This window comes from Brevundimonas sp. EAKA (assembly GCF_000698025.1).
Lineage (GTDB): Bacteria > Pseudomonadota > Alphaproteobacteria > Caulobacterales > Caulobacteraceae > Brevundimonas > Brevundimonas mediterranea_A.
Window position 1 is genome coordinate 16,637 of sequence record NZ_JMQR01000017.1, and the last position, 22,481, is coordinate 39,117.

A 22,481-nucleotide genomic window follows, 5' to 3' on the forward strand; every position below is an offset into this window, starting at 1 on the left:
ATCCGGTAGGCAGTGCGCCCAAGCAGCATCTGAAATCTGGCTATCGGTTCCCGTCCGGCGACGGCTCTCACATCTCGTCTCGTCATGACGATAGTCTCGAGATCATTGTAGGTATTGGTTCCAACGGTTCGAAGTTGCGCGTTTCGTCCTAGGAAACTGATGTCGATCGACGACATGAACTGCTCCAAAAAATTGCTTGCCGCGCTGGAGATAAAGAGCAAACTTTCATTTTCTTAGGTTTCAGGTTCCTAGGATTACTGAAATGTCGGTCGGCCAGCATGATGCGGAAGACCCCGAGGAGCCGGACGCTGCGTGGCGTGCTGCGACAGCGGCGAGGCGAGTCCTTCTTCCGCTGGCCCAAATGGAAAAGAAGCGCCGTGCGGACGTCGATGCGGCCGCCGCTGCGCTCAACATATCCACGACAAAGGCATACCGCCTAATTGCGCGGCTCAAAGAGGATGAGCGCACTTCAGCTCTCTTGCCCGCCAAGTCAGGCCGTCCCGCCGGGCTTTCGATGTATGCAGCGGACATAGACGAGATCATCCGCGAGGTCTTGGAGCGGGACTATGTTGCCGAACAGCGCCCAAGCGAAACGGCGGTACTCAACACAGTTCGCGCCCGGTGTAGGAGGGCCGGTCTAAATCCCCCTGGCCGAAAGGGCGTCAAAACGCGCATCCAGGCCTTGGATCTTTACGACCGACTGAAGGCCCGTCATGGCAAGAACGCCGCAGAAATTGCGACGTCGCGCCCGGGGGAGTTCGTCGTCGAGCGCCCCAATCAGGTTTGGCTGATTGATCACACCGAAGGAGATATCATTCTGGTGGATCGGCGGTTCCGCCAGCCGATTGGGCGACCGACGGTCACGCTTATCATCGACGCTTTTAGTCGCATGTGCGTCGGATGTTATGTGAGCCTCGGTAAACCTTCCCGAATCCAGTCTGCAATGGCGCTGCTCAGGGCTTTTTTGCCCAAAGAGGCTCTGCTCGAGGACGCCGGACAGAACTGGGACTGGCCGTGTCACGGGTTTCCTGAGCTCGTCCACGCCGATAATGGTTCAGACTTCCGCTCAGCGGCTTTCAGGCGCGGACTCAGCAACTATGGGATCATGCTCAAGCATCGACCGGTGAGGGAGCCGCGGTATGGCGCCTTGATCGAGCGATATATCGGCACGACCATGGGTGAGCTTCATTTGGTGCCTGGTACGACGTTCTCGAACGTGAGCCAGCGCGGCGAGTACGACAGTGAAGCTAAAGCCGTCATGTCACTCGACGGGTTCGAGCGCTGGCTCCTGCTGCAAATCGGTCGATACCATATTTCACCCCACCGCGGCTTGGACGGGTTCACCCCGCAGTCGCGTTGGGAGGCAAGCATCGGTTTAGGGTTTCGACAGAAAGAGATCGCACCTGGAGCGGCCCAAGAAATCATGCTGGCCTTCCTCCCCGGAGACCGCCGTCGGGCGCGCAATACAGGCATTCACTTCAAGAAGCTCCGCTACTGGGCCGCCTGGTTGACTCCACTAGTCCGGCGTGGGGGCGCGAGCGTCGATATCCGATATGACCCGAGAGACATGTCCTTTATCTGGGTGGCCTCAGAAGGCCGATGGGAGAGGGTGCACCTCTACAGACGCAGGGCTCCCTTCACGTTGCGGGAACACGAACTTGCGTTGAAGGCATTGCGCGAAGCGGCTGCCGCCAGCTTCGACGAAGACGCGATTCACGCCAAGCGCGAGGAGAGCCAAGCAATCATTGCCGCAGAGGCGGCAACGACCAAACGGGCTCGTAGGCACAACGAACATAACGAGCGATCACTCGAGCAGGCTGAGGCCATCTACGGAGAGCCGCCACCAATATGCCCCTCATTCTCAGATCTGCCCGTGGTCAGCCCAGGCAAAGCCGCTAGGACCGTGGAAGAGTGGTGACCACACTCCCTGCAGAACCCCTTGGGGACCAGCTTGTTCGTCTGGATGACATCCTCCGGGACCGCTGGCTATCCAACGCCGTAAGCGACGTCGCTTTACAGAGAGCGATGATGGCGCTTCTTACCGCCGGACGAATTCGCCCAAGGGCGTTGTTGTTCACCGGGCCGCCGAACTCGGGCAAATCGGCGCTCCGCAGAAAGATGATGATGGAGATCGCGAAGGCAGGGGCCTTGCCTGGGCGCGATCGACCCCCGGTTATCCTTGAGATCGAGGCGCCAAACGAAGCGGAAGAGGCGCGTTTCTACGAAGCGATCCTCGAGTCGGCCCATCGCTACGTTCCAGACGGAGCTGCTAGGACCTTGCTTCGCGCGGTAACGGCCCTTTTCCACGATCTGCGGCCAGACGCGCTCATCATCGACGAGGCGAATAATTTAAGCGTTTTTACGGGTGTGCGGGGCGTCATCTGTCTGAACGCCATTCGTCGTCTCTGCAACGTGCATAAGATTGCACTCCTTTGCTTTGGGACGCCGCCGGCGCGCGCCGCATTCGAAGCCGACGAGCAGTTGGAAAATCGGTTCGAGATTATCGAGCTTTCCCCGCTCGATCCTCCCGATTTCATTGAATTTGTGACTGTTCTTGCGGGTGCCATGCCGTTGCGACTCCGCACAGAGTGGACCAGCGCCATGTTCGATAAAGCCTACGAACTGACTGGCGGCTACGTCGGCCGCGCGGCTTATCTGGTTAAGGAAGCTGCGGTCGAGGCCGTTCGGACCGGTAGTGAGAGGATAAACGCGGAGATCATCGATGAGCCGGAGCTGGCCACCCGACTTGGCGCAATGAACCTGGCGCGGCGTCAGGCGGGGCGCCGATCGCGAGGCCCACGACGGCGATGATTGTCCCATACCGCGACGAAGCGGTGAGCTCCTGGGTTCGTCGTATGGAGTTGAGGGGCCGGATGCAGGTTTCGCTCGACCCAATTTCACCTGAAGAGGATCTCAAACCATCGCGTCGGCTAATTGCGGCCGCTCGATCGGTGGAGGAGGGGGCTGGTCGAGTTCTCGCCACCTGCGGTCTGAATCTTGAATGGCCAGCAGCCTATATAGATGACTTGATGGATCTGTCAGATGGTCGCTGCGGTAAGGCCTGCCGTGCCTGCCTTGAGGAGGACGCAGCGGCTGGGCGAGATCAGTATTTTCGCCGGGAGTGGCTTTTCATCTGGCGCGTGACATGCAGACACCACGGTCTCATGCTGCAAGATATAACTACCTGCGTACTGGCACCCGTCTTTGTGGACTCGAACAAGACCAGTCGGATCAAACTCCTGCGAGATGTCGATCTCCAAAACGACCCATTTTTGAGGCCGAGCCGGTCATCGACTTGGCGGAGCCGCAAGGGGCCGCCGCTGCACGCAATAGCTTTCGAAAATGCATGCATGGAAGCCCTCGGGGGCGCTCCATTCGAAAACTTGTGGTGCTGCGGTTCGACGTGGTCCGAGGTTCAGCCGGTTCTTCTTGAGCTCGCTGATCTGCTAGTTGCGCCAGGCAAGGATGGACCACAGCGGGCAATCTCCAACCTCCCGGATGAAATCAAGATCCCGTTCGTTCAAACAAACCGGTTCGCATCTAAAGCGATGACACGGCTGTCGGCCGTATGGCAGGCGGCCTGCATGCACGCGCTGGCCACGACGCTAGTTGACCCCAGTCGTTTCGAACTCATCCTGGAGCACCAATTCTACGACGCTTTTCTTTTCGGACGAAATGGCAAGCGACTTCAGGCGGACGCTCTCGGGCAGCTGGCGCTGAGGGATCCGCTGGCCATCATCTTCGCAAGTGTGGCTGACTCAGATTTGCAGCGGTTCATGATCAACGCTGAGCAGTGGCCTGGGCCATTTCTCCAACGAGCGAGAACGGCAGAATCCATAGCACTATGCCTGCAATCCAGGTGATGAGAGGAGCTCGGAAATGGACGGACTTTTGATTTCGTAACGCTAGTGTCGCCGTATCAGAACTCGAGTCTCAGGTTTAAGGAACCGAAGCGCTCCAAAACTCAGGAATCCCAGGGTTAGAGACAGCTCACAACAGCTCACAGTCGGACGTCTAAATTGCGCATAATATATCTTAGGCGTATATTATGTTCGACCAAAGTCTCCCTGACGCTTCCCGCGCGACGATGCCAACGTCCCTGCAATGCGCAGCGTATGCGGCGTGAAACGGTCGGAAAGACCTGATAGCTGGGAGGCTAACGCAAATGACGGACAGCGCCATTGGTGCGCCGGTCGATGATGAATATGTGGTCGGCAAGAACGACAAGCTGGTGATCCTGGCGTCGTCGGTCGGCACTGTCATCGAGTGGTATGATTTCTATCTGTACGGGTCGCTCGCCGCGATCATCACCGTGCAGTTCTTCTCCGGCGTGAATGAGACGACCGGCTATATCTTCGCCCTGATGGCCTTCGCCGCCGGTTTCGCGGTGCGGCCGTTCGGCGCGATCGTCTTCGGGCGCCTGGGCGATCTGTGGGGCCGCAAGAACACCTTCCTGGTCACCATGCTGCTGATGGGCCTCTCGACCTTCGTGGTCGGTCTTCTGCCCCCCTACGCCGCCATCGGCATCGCGGCGCCCATCATCCTGGTGCTGATGCGCCTGATCCAGGGCCTGGCCCTGGGCGGCGAGTACGGCGGCGCAGCCACCTATGTCGCCGAGCATGCGCCGCACGGCAAACGCGGCTTCTACACCTCCTTCATCCAGATCACTGCGACCGCCGGCCTGGTGCTCAGCCTGGTGGTCATCCTGGGCGTTCGCGTCGCCGTGGGTGAAGAAGCCTTTGCGGAATGGGGCTGGCGGATTCCGTTCCTGGTCTCGATCCTGCTGCTGGCCGTGTCGCTGTGGATCCGCCTGAAGCTGTCCGAGAGCCCTTCGTTCAAGCGGATGAAGGCCGAGGGCAAGGGCTCCAAGACCCCGCTGAAGGACTCGTTCGGCAAATGGCCCAATCTGAAGCTGGTGCTGATCGCCCTGCTGGGCCTGACCGCCGGCCAGGCCGTGATCTGGTACACGGGCCAGTTCTACGCCCTGTTCTTCCTGGAACGGGTGATGAAGCTGGACGCCACCCTGGTCTATGTGATGCTGACCATCGCCCTGGTGGCGGCCTCGCCCTTCTTCATCTTCTGGGGCTGGCTGTCGGACAAGGTGGGGCGCAAGCCGGTCATCCTGGCCGGGTGCCTGATCGCCGCCCTCACCTATTTCCCCTTGTTCAACGCCCTGACCCAGGCCGCCAATCCGCGCCTGGCTGCGGCCGCCGCCTCGGCGCCGGTCGTGGTCTACGCCGATCCGGCGGACTGCAACGTCCAGTTCGACCCCATCGGCAAGACGGTGTTCAACCAGTCCTGCGACGTGGCCAAGTCGCATCTGGCCAAGGCCGGCGTCACCTACACCAATGTCGCGGCGCCTGCCGGGACGGTGGCCGAGGTTCGCATCGGTGATCAGTCGGTCGTCCAGAGCTTCCGCGGCGACGCCATGACCCCGGCGGACTTCGCGGCTCAGAAGAAGACCTGGGACAAGGGCCTGAGCGAGGCCCTGACCGCCGCCGGCTATCCGGCCAAGGCGGACAGCGCCCTGGTCAACAAGCCGATGGTGGTGCTGATCCTGTTCATCCTCGGCTTCTATGTGACCATGGTCTACGGACCGATCGCGGCGGCCCTGGTCGAGATGTTCCCGACCAATATCCGCTACACCTCCATGTCCCTGCCCTATCATATCGGCAACGGCTGGTTCGGCGGCTTCCTGCCGACGACGGCCTTCGCCATCGTGGCGGCGACCGGAAACATCTACTCCGGCCTCTGGTATCCGATCATCGTGGCGCTGGCGACGGTCGTGCTGGGCTTCCTGCTGGTCAAGGAAGGCAAGGACGTCGATCTGAACGCCTGATCCTGCTTTCGGGCGTGATGAGGGGCGGGCTGTCTTCGGACAGCCCGCCCTTTCATTTGCCTGTCCGCCCTTGTGAAACCCACCCTGCCCGGTTCACATCCCGCTCATGTTCAGCCTGGTGATCCTCGGCCTCGTGGCCGGCTATATGGCGATCCTGTTCGCCGTCGCCTGGTGGCAGGAGCGGCCTGCGGCGCAGGCGCGGGGCCGCTCGCTGGCGCCCTGGGTCTACGCCCTGTCGCTGGCGATCTACTGCACATCCTGGACCTATTATGGGGCGGTCGGCACCGCTGCCCGCGACGGGTGGGAGTATCTGCCCATCTATATCGGACCCGTGATCGGTCTGACCCTGCTCTTCCCCCTATGGCGACGCATAGCCGCCGCCGCCCGGCGCGAGAACGTGGGGTCGATGGCGGACTTCGTGGCGTCGCGCTACGGCAAGAGCCAGACCTTGGGCGCCGCGGTCACCATCGTGGCCATCCTGGGCTCCCTGCCCTATATCGCCCTGCAACTGAAATCCCTGTCGATGGCCGGCGCCCTTCTGACGGCGGGCACGCCGGTGGCGGGGGGAGAACGGCTGACTGTTCTGGCGCTGGCCGGGGTTCTGGCGGGGTTCGCCATCCTGTTCGGCGCCCGACGCCCGGACCTGACCGAACATAATCGCGGTCTGATCCAGGCCATCGGCCTGGAGTCCCTGGTCAAACTGGGCGCCCTGTTGTTCGTGGCGATCTTCGCCCTGGTCCTGCTGATCCATGATGGATCGACCCCGCGTATCATCGAGGGACTGGGCGCCCTCGCCTCGCCGCCCGAGATCACGCCGCGCTTCACGGCCATCACCCTGGTCTCGACCCTGGCCATCTTCTGCCTGCCGCGCCAGTTCCACGTCGCCTTCGTCGAGGGCGCCCAGCCGGCGGACGTGAAGAAGGCCCGCTGGATCTTTCCGATCTATCTTCTTCTGACCAGCCTGGCCGTCCTGCCCCTAGTCGCGGCGGGGGCCCTGTTCGCGCCGGCGGCGAACCCCGATCTTCTGGTGCTGGCCCTGCCGTTCGGGCGGGGTGAGTCCTGGTTGACGGCCATCGTGTTTGTCGGCGGCTTCTCTGCCGCCACGGCCATGGTGATCGTCGAGGCCGTGGCCCTGTCGGCCATGGTCTCCAACAGTCTGATCCTGCCCTTCCTGGCCCGTGACCGATGGCGGGTCAGAGGCGACTCGTCGGACATGGCCGGCACGATCCTGCAGGTGCGGCGCGGCGCCATCGTCGCCGTGCTTCTGCTGGCCTGGCTTTATTATCAGGCGACGGACCAGTCTCGCGGGCTGGCCGCCATGGGTCTGGTGTCCTTCGCCGCCATGGCCCAGTTGGCGCCGTCCCTGTTCGGGGCTGTGCTGTGGCGCGGCGGGCATGCCCATGGCGCTCTGGCGGGCATGAGCGTCGGGGTTTTCGTGTGGATCGTCATGCTGGCGCTGCCCCAGCTGGCGCCCGGCGCCCCCTGGCATCTGCATGTCATGATGGGGGTGAAGGATCCGCTGGCTCTGGGCGTCTTCGTCAGCCTGGGGCTGAACCTCGTCGCCTATGTCGGGGTGTCGCGTTTCGCCCAGCCGCGTCTGATTGATCGGGTGCAGGCGCGGGCCTTCGTGGATCGGCTGGGGCCGGACTGGCTGGAGTCGAAGCCATCGCCGTCCGGCGCCTCGGTCGGCGACCTGCGCGCCTTGGTCGCGCGCTTCATCGGCGACGAGCGGGCCGAACGGGCCTTCGCCGCCTGGAGCGCGGAGACCGACATCCGGCTTCGCGACGCCGACCCGGCCGACGCCGCCCTCGCCCGGGCCGCCGAACGGATGCTGGCCGGCGCCATCGGCGCGGCCTCGGCGCGGCGGGTCATCGCCGCCGCCCTGGCCGGCGGCGGTCGTGCGCCAGAGGATGTCGTGCGGATGCTGGACGAGGCCTCCCAGGCCGTGCAGTTCAGCCGCGACCTGCTGCAGACCACCCTGGACAATATCGACCAGGGCGTGATTGTGGTGGACGAAGATCTACGTGTAACCGCTTGGAATCGCCGTTATGTCGAGATGTTCGGCCTGCCCGTTGGCTTCGTCCATGTCGGCCTGTCGATCGCCAGCATCTATCGGCTGAACGCCGAGCGCGGCGAGAGCCCGGACGATATCGAGGCCTGGGTGGAGCGCCGACTGGAGGCCCTGAGCCGGCGTATCCCGCACGACCACGAACGGCGCCAGCCCGACGGCCGGGTCTTGCGGTCCTCCGGCGCCCCCATCCCCGGCGGCGGCTATGTCACCAGCTACACCGACATCACCGCCCTGCGCCGGGCCGCCCGTCAGCTGGAAGAAGCCAACGAACGTCTGGAAGCCCGCGTGGCCGACCGCACCGCCCGTCTGGACGAAGCCCGGCGCGTGGCGGAGGACGCGACGGCGTCCAAGACCCGTTTCCTGGCCGCCGCCAGTCATGACCTGCTGCAGCCCCTGCACGCCGCGCGCCTGTTCATCGCCGCCCTGAAGGAGGAGCCGGCGGTTTCCGGCCCCGGGGCCGAACCGACCAGCCGCACCCTGGCCGTCAACGCCGACCACGCCATCGACAGCGCCCACCGCCTGCTGACCGCTCTGCTGAACCTGTCCAAGCTGGAGGCCGGCGGGGTCAAGGCGGCCGTGACCCGCCTGTCGCTGGACGGTCTGTTCGACGAACTGAGACGCGAATATGCGCCGGTGGCCGAGGCCAAGGGACTGGTTCTGACCCTTGTGCCCAGCCGCCTGTGGGTCTCGTCCGACCGGGATCTGCTGCGGTCCATGCTGCAGAACCTGATCGCCAACGCCATCCGCTATACGGACGCCGGTCGGGTGCTGGTCGGGGCGAGGCGGAGCGGCGACGCCGTGCGGCTGCTGGTCTGCGACACCGGACGCGGCATCCCCGATGCGGAACAGGAGATGGTGTTCGGCGAGTTCGTGCGCCTGCCCGGCGCCCCTGTCGACGAGCCGGGCGCCGGACTGGGTCTGGCTATCGTGCGCCGCTTGTCCAGCCTGCTGGACCATCCGCTGGAGCTGAACTCCCGCTTCGGGCGCGGCACCATCTTCCGCATCACTGTGCCGCGCAGCCCGCCGGATCGGGTCGTCGAGACCGCGCCCACGCATGAGGTCCGCCTGCCCCTGGCCGGTCTGCGCGTCCTGTGCGTGGACAACGAGCCGGTGATCCTGGACGCGCTGAACGCCCTGCTGACCCGCTGGGGCGCGCGCCCCACCCTGGTCTCTGGGGTCGAGGCGGCCATGGCCGCGCAAGGACCGTTCGACGCCGCCGTCGTCGATCTGCACCTGGGCGACGGGCCGGACGGATTCGCCGTCATCGACTGGCTGCGGCCGCGCGGGGTGCGCCGGATCGCCCTGGTCACGGCCGACACCCGGGACGGGCTGAACGAAAAGGCCGCCGCCGCCGGGGCCGTGCTGCTGCCCAAGCCGATCAAGCCAGCGACCCTGAAGGCCTTCCTGTCGAGCTAGGAGGGGTCCATCTGTTTGGCCAGGATCACCGCCTGGGTGCGGTTATGGACCCCCAGTTTGCGGAAGACGCTGGTCAGATGCGCCTTGATCGTGGCCTCGGACACGCCGAGGTCGAAGGCGATCTGCTTGTTCAGGCGGCCGGCCTTCAGGCCTTCGAGGATACGCAACTGCGACGGCGTCAGGCTGGCGACCCGCGCCGGCAGGTCGTCGTCCGCGACGTCCGGCGTCTCCGGCGCCCAGCCGTCGCCGGCCAGGATGGCGGCGATGGCCTCGACCATCTCCGGAAGACTTGCCGACTTGGGAATGAAGCCGGCGGCGCCCAGACCCAGGGCGTGGCGCACGACCGTGGCGTCTTCACTGGCCGAGACCACGGCGACCGGCACGGTCGGATGTTCGGCGCGGATGGCGGCCAGACCCGCCATGCCCTCGCTGTCCGACAGTTTCAGGTCCAGCAGCAGCAGATCGACCCCCCCGATGTTCAGGGCGGTTCGGGCTTCGGCCAGACTGGCGCATTCGTCGATCCGCACCCCTGGCGCGGCCTTGTCGACGGCCGAACGCAGCGCGGCGCGAAACAGCGGGTGATCGTCGGCGACGACGATACGATCCATAAGGCGTCCTTCCCTTGCACGGCATGCTTGTCGGCCGCGTCGTCGACAGCATGGCGTGGTTCGACTTTGGTCGAAACTAGACCAATGGCTAATGGCCGCCTACGGCCCAAAAGGAAAGGTTCACGCAGGACGCCCGCATCAGATGGGCGCGGGAGGAACCATGATGATCAAGTCCAGTCTTCTGGGCGGGTGCGTGGCTGCGGCCATGATTCTCGCGCCCGGCGCCGCCTTCGCCCAGGACGCCCAGGCCGCGCTCGAAGCCCGTATCGCCCAGCTCGAAGCCGAGTTGAACAGCCTCAAGTCCGAAGTCGTCGCCGCCCGCACCCAGCAGGCGGCGCAGCAGCAGGACATCATCCGGCTGGAGACCCGTCCTGCCCCCCCGCCCCCGGTCCAGCAGGCGGCCGCGCCCAGCGACGGCTTCCGCATCGGCGACCACACGGTGAAGTTCGGCGGCTTCGTCAAGGTCGACGCCTCGGCCTCGAACTATTCCGGCGGCGATCCGGCCAACGGCGACGCCCTGCGCGAATTCCACATTCCCGGCTCCATTCCCATCGGCGGCGCCGACGAGGATACGGCGACCGACTTCAACGCCCGCCAGACCCGCTTCTGGCTGACGACGGACGGTCTGGTCGGCGGCCACAAGGTCGGCACCCGGCTGGAGATGGACTTCCAGACCCTGCCCGGCACGGCGGACCAGCGCACCACCAGCCCGGCCAACCCGGCCCTGCGCCGCGCCTTCGTCACCATCGACAACTGGCTGATCGGCCAAGAGTGGACCAATTTCCAGAACACCGCCGTCCTGCCGGAATCCGCCGACTTCATCGGCGCGGCAGAGGGCACGGTCTTCGCCCGCCAGGTTCAGGTGCGATACACGCGCGGACCCTTCTCGATCTCGGTCGAGAACCCCGAGACGACCGTCACCCCGTTCACCGGCGGAGCACGGATCATCGCCGACGACAGCAGTCTTCCGGACTTCACCGCCCGCTACGCCGTGGCGCGGCCGTGGGGGGATCTGCAGTTCGCCGGTCTGTTGCGTCAGCTGAAATATCAGAACCCGGCGACGGACATCGATTCCACTGCCACGGGCTGGGGCCTGTCCGCCTCGACCAAGATCAAGGTCGGGGCCAAGGATGACCTCCGACTGATGGTGACGGGCGGCGAAGGCATCGGCCGTTATGTGGGGCTGAACTTCTCCAACGACGCTGTGCTGGACGCCTCGGGCGAACTGGATGCGATCGGCGTCGTCGCCGGCTTCGCCGCCTATCGTCACGTCTGGGCGCCCGGCTGGCGCTCCAGCCTGATCTGGTCGGCCCAGAAGGTGGACAACGACACCAGCGTGACCGGTCTGGCCGTCAACCGGTCCGCCCAGAGCATCCACGCCAACTTGATCTGGTCGCCCGTTACGGCGTTTGATGTGGGGGCCGAGCTGATGTTCGCTGATCGCGAAATCGAATCCGGCGCGAGCGGCGACATGACCCGACTGATCCTGTTCGCCAAATACGGATTCTGAAAATGCTGGAGACGTCTCGCGTGCCCGATTCCGAACTCTACCCCGTCCCCGCAGACTTCGCCGCCCGTGCCCACATGGACCGGCAGGCCTATGAGGCGGCGCGGGTTGCGGCGCGCGAGACGCCCCAAGCCTTCTGGTCCGAGCAGGCCCAGCGCCTCGACTGGATCAAGGCGCCGACCAAGATCAAGGACGTCTCCTTCAAGAAGGAAGATTTCCGCATCCGCTGGTTCGAGGACGGCGTCCTGAACGTCGCCACCAACTGCATCGACCGCCACCTGCCCCATCGCCAGGACGAGACGGCCATCATCTGGGAAGGCGACGATCCGGCGGACAGCCAGCACATCACCTATGGCCGGCTGCACGACGAAGTCTGCCGCATGGCCAATGTGCTGAAGGCGCATGGCGCCAGGAAGGGCGACCGGATCACCATCTATATGCCGATGATCCCCGAGGCCGCCTACGCCATGCTGGCCTGCGCCCGCATCGGGGCGGTCCATTCCGTGGTCTTCGGCGGCTTTTCACCCGACAGCCTGTGCGGCCGGATCGAGGACTGCGGCTCCACCCTGGTCATCACCGCCGACGAGGGCGTGCGGGGCGGCAAGATCGTGCCGCTGAAGGCCAATGTCGATGCGGCCCTGGAGAAGGTGAAGGTCGACACCGTCCTGGTGATCCGTCGCACCGGCGCCGACGTGCCGATGATCGAGGGCCGCGACGTGGACTACGCCGTCGAGGCCGCCAAGGCCGCGACCGAATGCCCGCCCGAGCCGATGAACGCGGAAGATCCGTTGTTTATCCTCTACACCTCAGGCTCCACTGGAAAGCCGAAAGGCGTTCTTCACACGACGGGCGGCTACCTGTTCTGGGCCGCCTGGACCCATGAGCTGACCTTCGACTATCGTCCCGGCGAGGTCTTCTGGTGCACCGCCGACGTGGGCTGGGTCACGGGCCACTCGTATCTGGTCTATGGGCCGCTGGCGAATGCGGCGACCACCCTGATGTTCGAAGGCGTGCCAAACTACCCCGACGCCAGCCGTTTCTGGCAGGTGGTGGACAAGCACAAGGTCGAGGCCTTCTACACCGCCCCCACGGCCCTGCGCGCCCTGATGCGCGAAGGCGACGCGCCCGTGAAGGCGACCTCGCGCAAGTCGCTGCGGGTGCTCGGCACGGTCGGCGAACCGATCAATCCCGAGGCCTGGCGCTGGTATCACGAGGTGGTCGGAGACGGCCGCTGCCCCGTCGTGGACACCTGGTGGCAGACCGAGACCGGCGGGCATCTGATCACCCCCCTGCCCGGCGCTACCGACCTGAAGCCCGGCTCGGCCACCCTGCCCCTGCCTGGCGTCGAACTGCAGATCGTCGATGCGGAGGGCCAGGAACTGGTCGGCGCCGTCTCGGGCAATCTGTGCATCACCGACAGCTGGCCGGGCCAGATGCGCACCGTCTATGGCGACGACCAGCGCTTCTTCGACACCTATTTCTCGACCTACCCGGGGCGGTATTTCACCGGCGACGGCTGCCGCCGGGATCAGGACGGCTATTACTGGATCACCGGCCGGGTCGACGACGTCATCAATGTCTCGGGCCACCGGATGGGCACGGCCGAGATCGAGAGCGCCCTGGTGCTGCACGACGATGTCGCCGAGGCGGCCGTGGTCGGCTATCCCCACGACATCAAGGGCCAGGGCATCTACGCCTATGTCACCCTGAACAAGGGGGTCGAGGCGACCGAGGATCTGCGCAAGGCCCTGGGGGCCCATGTCCGCCGCGAGATCGGTCCGATCGCCACGCCCGACGTGATCCAGTGGGCCCCCGGCCTCCCCAAGACCCGGTCGGGCAAGATCATGCGCCGCATCCTGCGCAAGATCGCCGAGAACGAGATCGGGGCGCTGGGCGACATCTCGACCCTGGCCGATCCGTCCGTCGTCGAGGATCTGGTCCAGAACCGCGCGGGCTGAGCACGCCGGCCGGGCTTGTGCGCCGCCTCCAGTCTCGTCAAAACCGGACCAAGGGGCCGGCCCTGGAGCCGAACGCCTCAGGCCTTGGGTGGAGACGACGAGATGACGATCCGATTTGACGGCCAGGTGGCCATTGTGACGGGCGCGGGCGGCGGTCTGGGGCGAGAACACGCCCTGGCCCTGGCGGCGCGCGGGGCCAAGATAGTGGTCAATGATCTGGGCGGCGCCCGCGACGGTTCGGGCGGTTCGGCCACCGCCGCCGAGGCCGTGGTCGCCGAGATCGAGGCGGCCGGCGGCGAGGCGATCGCCAATGCCGCCTCGGTGACCGACTTCGCCGCCGTTCAGGCCATGGTCGAGGCGGCCATGGCCAAATGGGGCCGGGTCGACCTGCTGGTGAACAACGCCGGGGTGCTGCGGGACAAGAGTTTCGCGAAGATGGAGCTGGAGGATTTCCGCTTCGTCGTCGACGTCCATCTGATGGGAGCGGTCAACTGCACCAAGGCGGTGTGGGAGATCATGCGGGCTCAGAATTACGGCCGGATCGTCATGACGACCTCGTCGTCCGGCCTGTACGGCAATTTCGGCCAGTCGAACTATGGCGCGGCCAAGATGGCGCTGGTCGGACTGATGCAGACCCTGTCGATCGAGGGGGCCAAGAACGACATCCGCGTCAACTGCCTGGCGCCCACGGCCCATACGCGCATGACCGAAGACCTGGGCGCCGCCCTGCCCCTTGAGGCCCTGGGGCCGGAGCTGGTGACGCCGGGCCTGCTGTATCTACTGAGCCGGGACGCGCCCAGCCGCTGTATCCTGGCGGCGGGCGCCGGCGGGTTCGAGCGCGCCTATGTCACCCTGACCGAGGGCGTCCACATCACCGGCGAGGATGCGCCGGAACAGGTGGCGGCCCGGTTCGACGCCATCTCCGACCGGTCGAAAGAGATCGTGCCGGAGATGGGCGCCGCCCAGGGGATGATCGAACTGACCAAGGCCCAGAAGGCGCACACTTAGGCGCACGCCTCCTGAGCGCTCTAGTCGGTGCGGTCAGCCGATCGCGCCGACGCAGCCTTCCGCCTCGCCGGGCGTCAGTTCCGCCTCGGTCAGGGCGATGGTCCAGCCGTGGTGGGTGTTCAGACCCCAGCGACGCGCGCCGCCGCCGTCACCCGCATCACCGCCGGCGGTGACGACGACGCGGCGGCCCCTTGGGAGCGCCGGCGGGTCGATCTTGCCCACGGCCAGAGACGTCGGCGTCTCGCCGCCGTAACCGTCGAAGACGCTCAGCATCGACCATTCCCGACGCAGACCCATCCACCAGGCGTCCTCGGTGTTGATGGCCAGGACGGCGACACCGTGCCCCTCGGCGGCGAAGGCCAGGGCCTTTTGCGGGTCGCGGACCATCTTGATGTCGGCGGCGGCGCCGAAACGCAGCCGGGCGCCGTCATAGGCGCGGGTCGGCTCGATGGGCGCCCAGACCTGGACCTGGAGCCGCCCCTGGCGCGCCAGGCCCCAGCCGATGATTTCGCGCCACAGGTGTTCGACGGCTTCGGCGTTCTCGGGCTGGGCCTTGGACAGCATGCGCGACAGAACGGTCTGTTCGCGGTCGGGGCGCAGCTTGGTGTGGGGGCCGGTGGGGGCGTCCTTGGCGCGGCCGACGGTGGCGGCGACGGCGCGGCGTTGTTCGAACAGGGCCAGGATCTGATCGTCGATGGCGTCGATCTCGGCGCGCAGGGCGGCCAGGGCCTGTTGTTCGGGGGTTAGTTCGACCACGTCAGGCCACACTTGCTGGACGTTGGAATTGGGCATGGGTTCGGGCTTTCGGCAAAGGGGGATTTCGATGTGCAGGGGCGGACAGCCGCTCTGGTCCAGAGCGGTCGCCGGCGAGACAGTCAGGGACGAAGAGCGCCCGACGCCTCAGCCGGCGTATCGAAAGCCGTAAAAGCCGTAGCCGAAATAGAGGCCGGAAACCGCGCGCGAACGGTCGAAGGAAACAGAAAGAACGCGCTGGCGGGACATGGGTCCGGGTCCGGTTATGCGGATCGATTGCGATCCGTGCGGCCTTAAAGCACGCAAAGACCGTGCGCCGTCAAGCCCTTCAGACGCCCAGAAGGACGAAACGCGTCCGGTTGTCGCTGGAATCCTGAAGATCGTTGCGCAGGATCGACAGGCCATAGACCTCCGCCGCGCCCACCGGCGCTACGGCCGCCTGGGTCGGATCGCCGGCCTCGGCGACGTCGCGGGCGGCGCCGGCGGTGTCGAAATGCTCGACCACGTTCAGCCTCATGCCCTTCAGCGTCTGTTCGCACTGGGCCAGGGCGATGGGATGGCTGAGCACCCGTTTCAGATCGGCGATCCGGGCGCCCTCAAGGCCCATCAACGCGTGACGGATCGGCCGCCAGGCCTCCGCCACCACGGGGAGACCGGATTCACGCACCAGGGTCGCCGCCGGTTCGACCACGCCGATGGACGAGTTCTCGACCGGGATCAGGGCGCAGTCGCAGTCCCCGGTCTTCAGCGCCTCAATGGCCGCTGCAAAGGTCTCGAAGGGCACGGCCACGTCCCAAGGCCGCAGGGCCGTGCAGGCCTCGTGGCTGAACGCCCCCGGCGCGCCCTGGTAGGCGACCCGGCCGGGCTTGTCGTCTTGGTGCGCAGGCGTATCCATATTCGCTACGTCCGGGATCGTCCCCGAACGCCTTTCCTTGTCGTTGGCCGCTGATCAGACGGAACATCCTTGTCCGCGCCATGGCCGTATCCGAGCGTATCTGCGGCGCCGCCCCTGTTCCGACAAGCCGAATATGGCGCCGGCCGGCTATCGAACCGGCTATGGGCGCGCTAGCCTTGCTGTTCCCGTTCCTGGAGGCTTCATGTCCGTCGTCTCTCGCTCCAGCCGTCGCGCCGTACTGACCGGCCTGGCGGGGACCGTCGCCGGCTGCGCCGCGACGTCGCCTGTCCCGCTCGCGGCCGGCTTCGCCCCCCGTCGGATCGCCCCGATCCTGATGGACCCCGAACGAATCATCCGCATCACCGTCTGCACCCGGCCCTTCCGCCCCGCCGGCCCGCGTCTGGACGTGGAGACGGTCGGCGAGAGCAAGGTGGTTCACAACTACGGCCACGGCGGCAGCGGCTGGTCCCTGTCCTGGGGCTCCAGCGCCATAGCGGCGCGCAAGGCCATGGCCCTGGCCGGGGTTGTCGGCGGTCCGCCCGTCATCGCGGTGATCGGCAGCGGCGCCCTGGGTCTGACCTCGGCGCTCCAGCTTCAGCGGATGGGCGCGCGGGTGACCATCTACGCCCGAGAGCGCGCCGCCTTCACCCGTTCGATGCGCGCGACCGGCAGCTGGACGCCGGACAGCCGCATCGCCGACGCCGACCGCGTCTCGGCCGAATTTCCGGCCCTGTGGGAACAGATGGCGCGCGAGACCTATGCGACCCACCAGACCTATCTGGGCACGGAAGGCGATCCGGTCGTCTTCAGCGACCGCTATATCCTGTCGGGCGCAGCGGACCTGCCGCGTACGGCCGAACCGCCGCCGATCCGCACCGCGCCCGGCGTAAAGCCGATCCGCTTCGCCGAATACCGGCTGGACGGGCTGGCGCCGCGCTCCATCCCCCTCCCCGCCTCGGCCTCGCCCTTTCCGGTCGGGGAGACGCGGATGGTCAGCGCCATGCAGTTCAACGTCGCCGAACTGGCGCATCGGTTGGAGACCGAGTTTCTGAGCCAGGGCGGGCGGATCGAGACCCGCACCTTCAACACGCCGGCGGATCTGACGACCTTGTCCGAAAAGATCGTCGTCAACTGCACCGGTTATGGCGCCAAGGCCTTGTTCGAAGACAAGGATCTGATCCCGGTGCGCGGTCAGATCGCCTGGCTCGCGCCCCAGCCCGAGGCGAACTACGGCCTGCATTTCCGGGGCGTGACCGTGCTGTCGCGACCGGACGGTATCGTGGTTCAGGCCACGCGCAACGACATGAACGGCGTCGGCGTCGACGATGAGACGCCGGACCGGGCCGAGGCGAACGCGACCATCGGCCTCGTCGCCCCGCTGTTTCCGTCGATCAGGCGGCTTCCGACCGGCTGATCCGCCCCGACTTCAGCCGTTCGGCCACCAGGAAGGCCAGCTCCAGCGCCTGGTCGGCGTTCAGGCGCGGGTCGCAGTGGGTGTGATAGCGGTTGGACAGGTCGTCCTCGGTCACGGCCTGGGCGCCGCCGATGCATTCGGTGACGTTCTGGCCGGTCATCTCCAGATGGACGCCGCCGGGGTGGACGCCCTCGGACTCAGCCACGTCGATGAAGGTCCGCACCTCGCCCAGGATCCGGTCGAACGGTCGGGTCTTGTAGCCGTTGCCGGCCTTCAGCGTATTGCCGTGCATCGGGTCAATCGACCAGATGACCTTGCGGCCCGAGGCCTTCACTTCGCGCATCAGCTTGGGCAGGCGCTCGCCGACCTTGTCGTGACCGAAACGGCCGATCAGGGTCAGGCGGCCCGACACATTGTCCGGGTTCAGGGCGTCGATCAGCGGCAGCAGGTCGTCGGCCGTCATCGTCGGTCCGCACTTGACGCCGATAGGGTTCCTGATCCCCTTCATGAACTCGACATGGGCGCCGTCCAGCTGGCGCGTCCGCTCGCCGATCCACAGCATGTGGGCCGAGGTGTCGAACCATTCGCCCGAACCGGCGTCCAGCCGCGTCAGGGCGCTCTCGACGTTGAGCAACAGGGCCTCGTGGCTGGTGAAGACCTCGACCCGGCTCAGGTCCGGATGGCTCTCGGGCGTGACGCCGACCGCCTCCATGAAGGCCAGGGCCTCGGTGATCTTGTCGGCCAGTTCGCGATACTGGGCGCCTGCGGCGTTGTCGCCCGCGAAGCCCAGGGTCCAGCGATGGATGTTGTACAGATCGGCGTAGCCGCCGCCGGCGAAGGCGCGCAGCAGGTTCAGGGTCGAGGCCGACTGGTTGTAGGCGCGGATCAACCGTTGCGGATCGGGCGCGCGCTCTTCCGGCGTGAAGCCCATGCCGTTGATGATGTCGCCGCGATAGCTGGGCAGTTCGACGCCGTCGATCTCTTCCAGCGGCGACGAGCGCGGCTTGGCGAACTGACCCGCGATCCGGCCGACCTTCACCACCGGCTTGCGTCCGGCGAAGGTCAGCACGACCGCCATCTGCAGGATCAGGCGGAAGGTGTCGCGGATATTGTCGGTCGAGAACTCCTTGAAGCTCTCGGCGCAGTCGCCGCCCTGGAGCAGGAAGGCCTCGCCCCGCTCGACCTGGGCCAGTTTCGACGTCAGGCGGCGCGCCTCGCCCGCGAAGACGAGCGGCGGCAGGGCGCGCAACTCGTCCTCGACGGCGGCGAGGGCTTTGGGATCTGGATAGTCCGCCGGCATGTGCAGGGCGGTCTTGGTTCTCCAGCTTTCGGGGGTCCAGCGTGTCATCGGGCAAGAATAGGGCTTTGCGGCCGCTCAAACAACGAAAACACGAATGGATTTTGCCGTTGAGCCTCAGTCTTCGGCGGGCGGCGCCTTTTCCGCCGCATCCGCCGCCTTGCGTTCGGCCTTGGCGGCCGCCTTTTCAGCCGCCTTTATGGCCGCCGCGCGCTCACGTTCCTGCCGTTCGAAACTGTAGTTGGGCTTGCGGGCCATGGGCGTCCTCGTATGGTCGATAGTCTGGCCCCAAACTGACGGCCCGCCACGCTGGACGCAATCGCCAAATCGCTCCGTCCGCTGACGTGAGCCTACAGAAGGCGCTCCTTGCGGGTCAGAAACTTGGCCAGGCGGTGCAGCACGATCAGAATCTCGGCGAAGATTGTCATGCGGTCTGAACGCCTCGTGCGCCTTGATGTTCATCCGCCGACCCATAGGTCGCACCCTCCCGTCGATCTGCCCCGCGCCTTGGATGTCCGCGCCGGATGGACGTAGCGGGGCGTGAATTTTCGACGACATCGACCGGACGACTCTGGCGCTCGCCCTCGCCTCGCCCATCTGTGATCGGGGGCGAGTCGACAGACCAGAGGTGCGATATGAGGCCCTATGACCTGACCCTGGACGAGATGCTGGCCGACCCCATGGTGCGGCAGTTGATGGATCGCGACGGCGTGGCTGAAGCCCAGGTGCGGCGTCTGTCCGAGCATGTACGCCGGCGGCGCGGTCCGGGGCTTGGCCCGACGTCAGGCTCCGGCTTCGCCGTTCGTTACGACGTCGTCGCTCCGGAGCCACAGAACTTCGCCGACTGACCGGCCAGAACGCACGGTTCATGCCGGAGACGGCGCCCTCCGGCGCCGGATCAGATGTTTTTGGCGTAAAAACCGTGGAAACGGACGATCTTTCGGTATCGCAGCGTCGCCATTGATGGCATCGCTGACGCCCTCTTTTCCTGCCCCCCTGCGAAGTTCGACATGTCCGAAGAATTCTACCGCATGAAACGCCTGCCTCCGTATGTGATCGCGGAGACCAACGCCATGCGCGCCACCGCCCGCGCGGCCGGCGAGGACGTCATCGACCTGGGCATGGGCAATCCCGATCTGCCGCCGCCGCCGCACGTGATCGACAAGCTGTGCGAAGTGGCGCGCAAGCCCGACGCCCACGGCTATTCGGCGTCGCGCGGCATTCCCGGCCTGCGTCGCGCCCAGGCCAACTACTACGCCCGCCGTTTCGGCGTGGACCTGGATCCCGACGCCGAGGTGATCGTCACCATGGGCTCCAAGGAAGGTCTGGCCAGTCTGGCGACGGCTATCACCGAACCCGGCGACGTCGTCCTGGCGCCCAACCCCTCCTACCCGATCCACACCTTTGGCTTCATCATCGCCGGGGCGGCGATCCGCAGCGTGCCGACCACGCCGGACGAGCGCTATTTCGAAAGCCTCGAACGGGCCATGGCCTACACCGTGCCGCGCCCCAAGGTGCTGGTGATGAACTATCCGTCCAATCCGACGGCGGAGACGGTCGATCTGGCCTTCTATGAACGGGTCGTCGCCTTCGCCAAGGCCAACGACCTGTGGATCATCAGCGACCTGGCCTATTCGGAACTCTATTACGACGGCAAACCGACCGTCTCGATCCTGCAGGTGCCGGGCGCCAAGGATGTGGCGGTCGAATTCACCTCGCTGAGCAAGACCTACAGCATGGCCGGCTGGCGGATCGGCTTTGCGGTCGGCAATCCCAAGCTGATCGCCGCCATGGCGCGGGTTAAGTCGTATCTCGACTACGGCGCCTACACGCCCATCCAGGCGGCGGCCGTCGCCGCCTTGAACGGGCCGCAGGACATCGTCGAGCAGAACCGCGCCCTGTATCACCGTCGCCGTGACGTGCTGGTCGACAGCTTCGGCCGCGCCGGCTGGGAGATCCCCAAGCCCGCCGCCTCCATGTTCGCCTGGGCGCCCCTGCCCCCGGCCCTGGCCCATCTGGGCAGTCTGGAGTTTTCCAAGCAACTGTTGACCCACGCCAAGGTCGCGGTCGCTGCGGGGGTCGGCTACGGCGAAAACGGCGAGGGTTTCGTCCGCATCGCCCTGGTCGAGAACGAGCAGCGCATCCGTCAGGCCGGGCGCAACATCAAGACCTATCTGAAGTCCATGGGCGTCAACGTGCCCCCCGGCCGGGACGTGCCCGACGTCTGATTCTCCCAATTGGTTTGGGAGCCGGCTACGGCCGGCTTCGGACTTCCCAGTCCAGCGTCCAGCGATTGGCGCCGGCCCGCTTCAGCTCGCTGACGGCGGCGGGCACCTGACGGTCCAGCCCATCCAGCAGGGCCACGCCCTGGCTGACCGAGGCGACGGTGGCGTTGGTCTGCCAGAAGGGGCCGCCCAGGCCTCTCAGCGAGAAACGGATGTGGACGGTGTCATTGACCTGGGGCATCGGCGTTTCCATCGGCGGCTGCGCGCGGCGACGCGGCTATCGGGAACGGGCGGGAACGGAGAAGATGGTGGATGCGACAGGGATTGAACCTGTGACCCCCTCGGTGTGAACGAGGTGCTCTCCCGCTGAGCTACGCATCCATGCCTTGCGGAGGCGGCGACATAGCCCGGTCGCCCGCCCCGCGCAAGCGTCCGTTTCAGATTCCTGCGGCCCGGACCGCCTCGGGCGTCTCCGCCTCCGGATCGCCGGGCAGCCAGGCGACGTGACCGTTGTAGATGCCTTCGTCCAGAATGCCTTCTTCCTTGGCCACCAGCACCGGGACCAGCATCTGGCCGGTGACGTTGGTCGCCGTGCGCATCATGTCGATGATCCGGTCGATGGCGACGATATAGCCGATGCCTTCCAGCGGCAGACCCGCCGTGGACAGGGTCAGGGTCAGCATGACGATGGAGGTTCCCGGCACCCCCGCCGTGCCCAATGAGCCCAGCACCGCGGTCAGACCGATCAGGATGTATTGGGTCAGGGTCAGGTCGATCTGGAAATACTGGGCGATGAAGATCGAGGCGATGGCCGGATAGATGGCCCCGCACCCGTCCATCTTCACATTGGCGCCCAGGGGCACGGCGAAGGCCGCATAGGCCTGGGGCACGCCCAGACGCTCGACCGTCTGGCGCAGGGTGATGGGCAAGGTGCCCAGCGAGGACGAGGTGGCGAACGCCGTCTGCTGGGCCGCGAAGGCGCCGCGGAAGAAGCTGGTGACTTTCAGCCCGTGCACTTTCAGCAGGCCTGAATAGACCACCAGGATATGGAACAGGCAGGCCGCATAGATGGCGACGATGAACTTCAGCAGCGGCAGCAGGGCCTCCCAGCCATAACCGCCGACGACCGAGCCGATCAGGCCGAACACGCCGATGGGCGTCAGCTGGATCACCCAGCGGGTGATGCGGAAGATGACCGCCGCGCCTTCGTCCACCAGGCGCCGCACCCCCTGGGCCCGGTCGCCCAGGGCCACCAGGGCCACCCCGACCAGGGCCGAGAAGAAGATGATCTGCAGCACCTTGCCCTCGGCCAGGGCCGCGAACGGATTGGTCGGCACCACCCCGATCAGCACCTCCAGCGGGGTCGGGATCACCCGGTCCTTGACCTCGCCCAGCGGCAGGTTGGACAGGCCCACGCCCGGATTGATGATATGGCCGAAGGCGAAACCGACCAGCACGGCCAGCAGGGACGTGACGGCGAACCAGATGAT

The 22,481-nt window shown here is 66.0% G+C and carries 18 protein-coding genes and 1 tRNA gene; 11 read left to right on the forward strand and 8 right to left on the reverse strand.

All coding sequences use genetic code 11. From position 1 onward, the window contains the following. Positions 1–262 precede the first annotated feature (262 nt). From ER13_RS04120 to ER13_RS04140, 5 genes are all read left to right on the forward strand, one after another. A complete protein-coding gene (locus ER13_RS04120) occupies positions 263–1,918 on the forward strand; it encodes a Mu transposase C-terminal domain-containing protein (RefSeq protein WP_052004856.1) in 1,656 nt (551 codons plus the stop codon). Next, positions 1,912–2,811: a TniB family NTP-binding protein gene (locus ER13_RS17650; protein WP_052004858.1), complete on the forward strand. Its 900-nt coding sequence runs from the start codon at positions 1,912–1,914 to the stop codon at positions 2,809–2,811. The genes ER13_RS04120 and ER13_RS17650 overlap by 7 nt, the downstream gene beginning before the upstream one ends. 62 nt (positions 2,812–2,873) lie before the next feature. Next, positions 2,874–3,863: a hypothetical protein gene (locus ER13_RS18285; protein WP_155988078.1), complete on the forward strand. Its 990-nt coding sequence runs from the start codon at positions 2,874–2,876 to the stop codon at positions 3,861–3,863. Positions 3,864–4,165: 302 nt separating this feature from the next. Then, positions 4,166–5,839 (forward strand): MFS transporter, encoded by a 1,674-nt coding sequence (locus ER13_RS04135; RefSeq protein WP_008262186.1) that lies wholly within the window; start codon positions 4,166–4,168, stop codon positions 5,837–5,839. 106 nt (positions 5,840–5,945) lie between these two features. Next, a complete protein-coding gene (locus ER13_RS04140) occupies positions 5,946–9,326 on the forward strand; it encodes a PAS-domain containing protein (RefSeq protein ID WP_035306842.1) in 3,381 nt (1,126 codons plus the stop codon). Here the strand turns inward: ER13_RS04140 and ER13_RS04145 are convergent. Continuing rightward, the gene (locus tag ER13_RS04145) at positions 9,323–9,934 is read right to left on the reverse strand and encodes a response regulator transcription factor (RefSeq protein ID WP_008262719.1); all 612 of its coding nucleotides are present in this window, start codon (positions 9,932–9,934) and stop codon (positions 9,323–9,325) included. The genes ER13_RS04140 and ER13_RS04145 overlap by 4 nt on opposite strands. 160 nt (positions 9,935–10,094) lie before the next feature. Between ER13_RS04145 and ER13_RS04150 the strand changes: the two genes are divergently transcribed. From ER13_RS04150 to ER13_RS04160, 3 genes are all read left to right on the forward strand, one after another. Then, positions 10,095–11,444, forward strand: a complete 1,350-nt coding sequence (locus tag ER13_RS04150; protein WP_154726000.1) for a DcaP family trimeric outer membrane transporter — start codon at positions 10,095–10,097, stop codon at positions 11,442–11,444. A gap of 2 nt (positions 11,445–11,446) precedes the next feature. Beyond that, entirely contained in the window at positions 11,447–13,399 is a 1,953-nt protein-coding gene (acs, locus tag ER13_RS04155; RefSeq protein ID WP_035306845.1) for an acetate--CoA ligase, read from the forward strand. 102 nt (positions 13,400–13,501) lie between these two features. Continuing rightward, on the forward strand, positions 13,502–14,407 hold the full coding sequence (locus ER13_RS04160; protein ID WP_035306848.1) for an SDR family NAD(P)-dependent oxidoreductase: 906 nt from the start codon (positions 13,502–13,504) through the stop codon (positions 14,405–14,407). Positions 14,408–14,440: 33 nt separating this feature from the next. On the opposite strand, the gene ER13_RS04165 is transcribed toward ER13_RS04160, so the two are convergent. Next, positions 14,441–15,199, reverse strand: coding sequence for a chorismate mutase (locus tag ER13_RS04165; protein ID WP_035306849.1), 759 nt, complete (start codon positions 15,197–15,199; stop codon positions 14,441–14,443). A gap of 289 nt (positions 15,200–15,488) precedes the next feature. Beyond that, positions 15,489–16,055 (reverse strand): prephenate dehydratase domain-containing protein, encoded by a 567-nt coding sequence (locus ER13_RS04170; protein ID WP_008261806.1) that lies wholly within the window; start codon positions 16,053–16,055, stop codon positions 15,489–15,491. Between the two features lie 202 nt (positions 16,056–16,257). Between ER13_RS04170 and ER13_RS04175 the strand changes: the two genes are divergently transcribed. Continuing rightward, positions 16,258–17,469: an FAD-dependent oxidoreductase gene (locus ER13_RS04175; RefSeq protein ID WP_035306852.1), complete on the forward strand. Its 1,212-nt coding sequence runs from the start codon at positions 16,258–16,260 to the stop codon at positions 17,467–17,469. Here the strand turns inward: ER13_RS04175 and ER13_RS04180 are convergent. Beyond that, positions 17,447–18,817 (reverse strand): class II 3-deoxy-7-phosphoheptulonate synthase, encoded by a 1,371-nt coding sequence (locus ER13_RS04180; RefSeq protein WP_035306855.1) that lies wholly within the window; start codon positions 18,815–18,817, stop codon positions 17,447–17,449. The genes ER13_RS04175 and ER13_RS04180 overlap by 23 nt on opposite strands. 66 nt (positions 18,818–18,883) lie before the next feature. Beyond that, a complete protein-coding gene (locus tag ER13_RS18605) occupies positions 18,884–19,024 on the reverse strand; it encodes a hypothetical protein (protein WP_008261426.1) in 141 nt (46 codons plus the stop codon). Positions 19,025–19,401: 377 nt separating this feature from the next. Here ER13_RS18605 and ER13_RS04185 point away from each other — a divergent pair, with 377 nt between their 5' ends. Both ER13_RS04185 and ER13_RS04190 read left to right on the forward strand, forming a co-directional pair. Next, a complete protein-coding gene (locus ER13_RS04185; protein ID WP_008259349.1) occupies positions 19,402–19,614 on the forward strand; it encodes a hypothetical protein in 213 nt (70 codons plus the stop codon). Between the two features lie 162 nt (positions 19,615–19,776). After that, positions 19,777–20,994 (forward strand): LL-diaminopimelate aminotransferase, encoded by a 1,218-nt coding sequence (locus ER13_RS04190; RefSeq protein ID WP_008261139.1) that lies wholly within the window; start codon positions 19,777–19,779, stop codon positions 20,992–20,994. A gap of 25 nt (positions 20,995–21,019) precedes the next feature. Here the strand turns inward: ER13_RS04190 and ER13_RS04195 are convergent, their stop codons facing one another. The 3 genes from ER13_RS04195 to ER13_RS04205 form a co-directional block, all read right to left on the reverse strand. After that, entirely contained in the window at positions 21,020–21,232 is a 213-nt protein-coding gene (locus ER13_RS04195; protein WP_035306857.1) for a hypothetical protein, read from the reverse strand. Between the two features lie 65 nt (positions 21,233–21,297). Then, positions 21,298–21,372 (reverse strand) — tRNA-Val (locus tag ER13_RS04200). 56 nt (positions 21,373–21,428) lie between these two features. Continuing rightward, positions 21,429–22,481 (reverse strand): dicarboxylate/amino acid:cation symporter (locus ER13_RS04205; protein ID WP_035306860.1); only part of this gene is annotated, 1,053 nt, incomplete at its 5' end.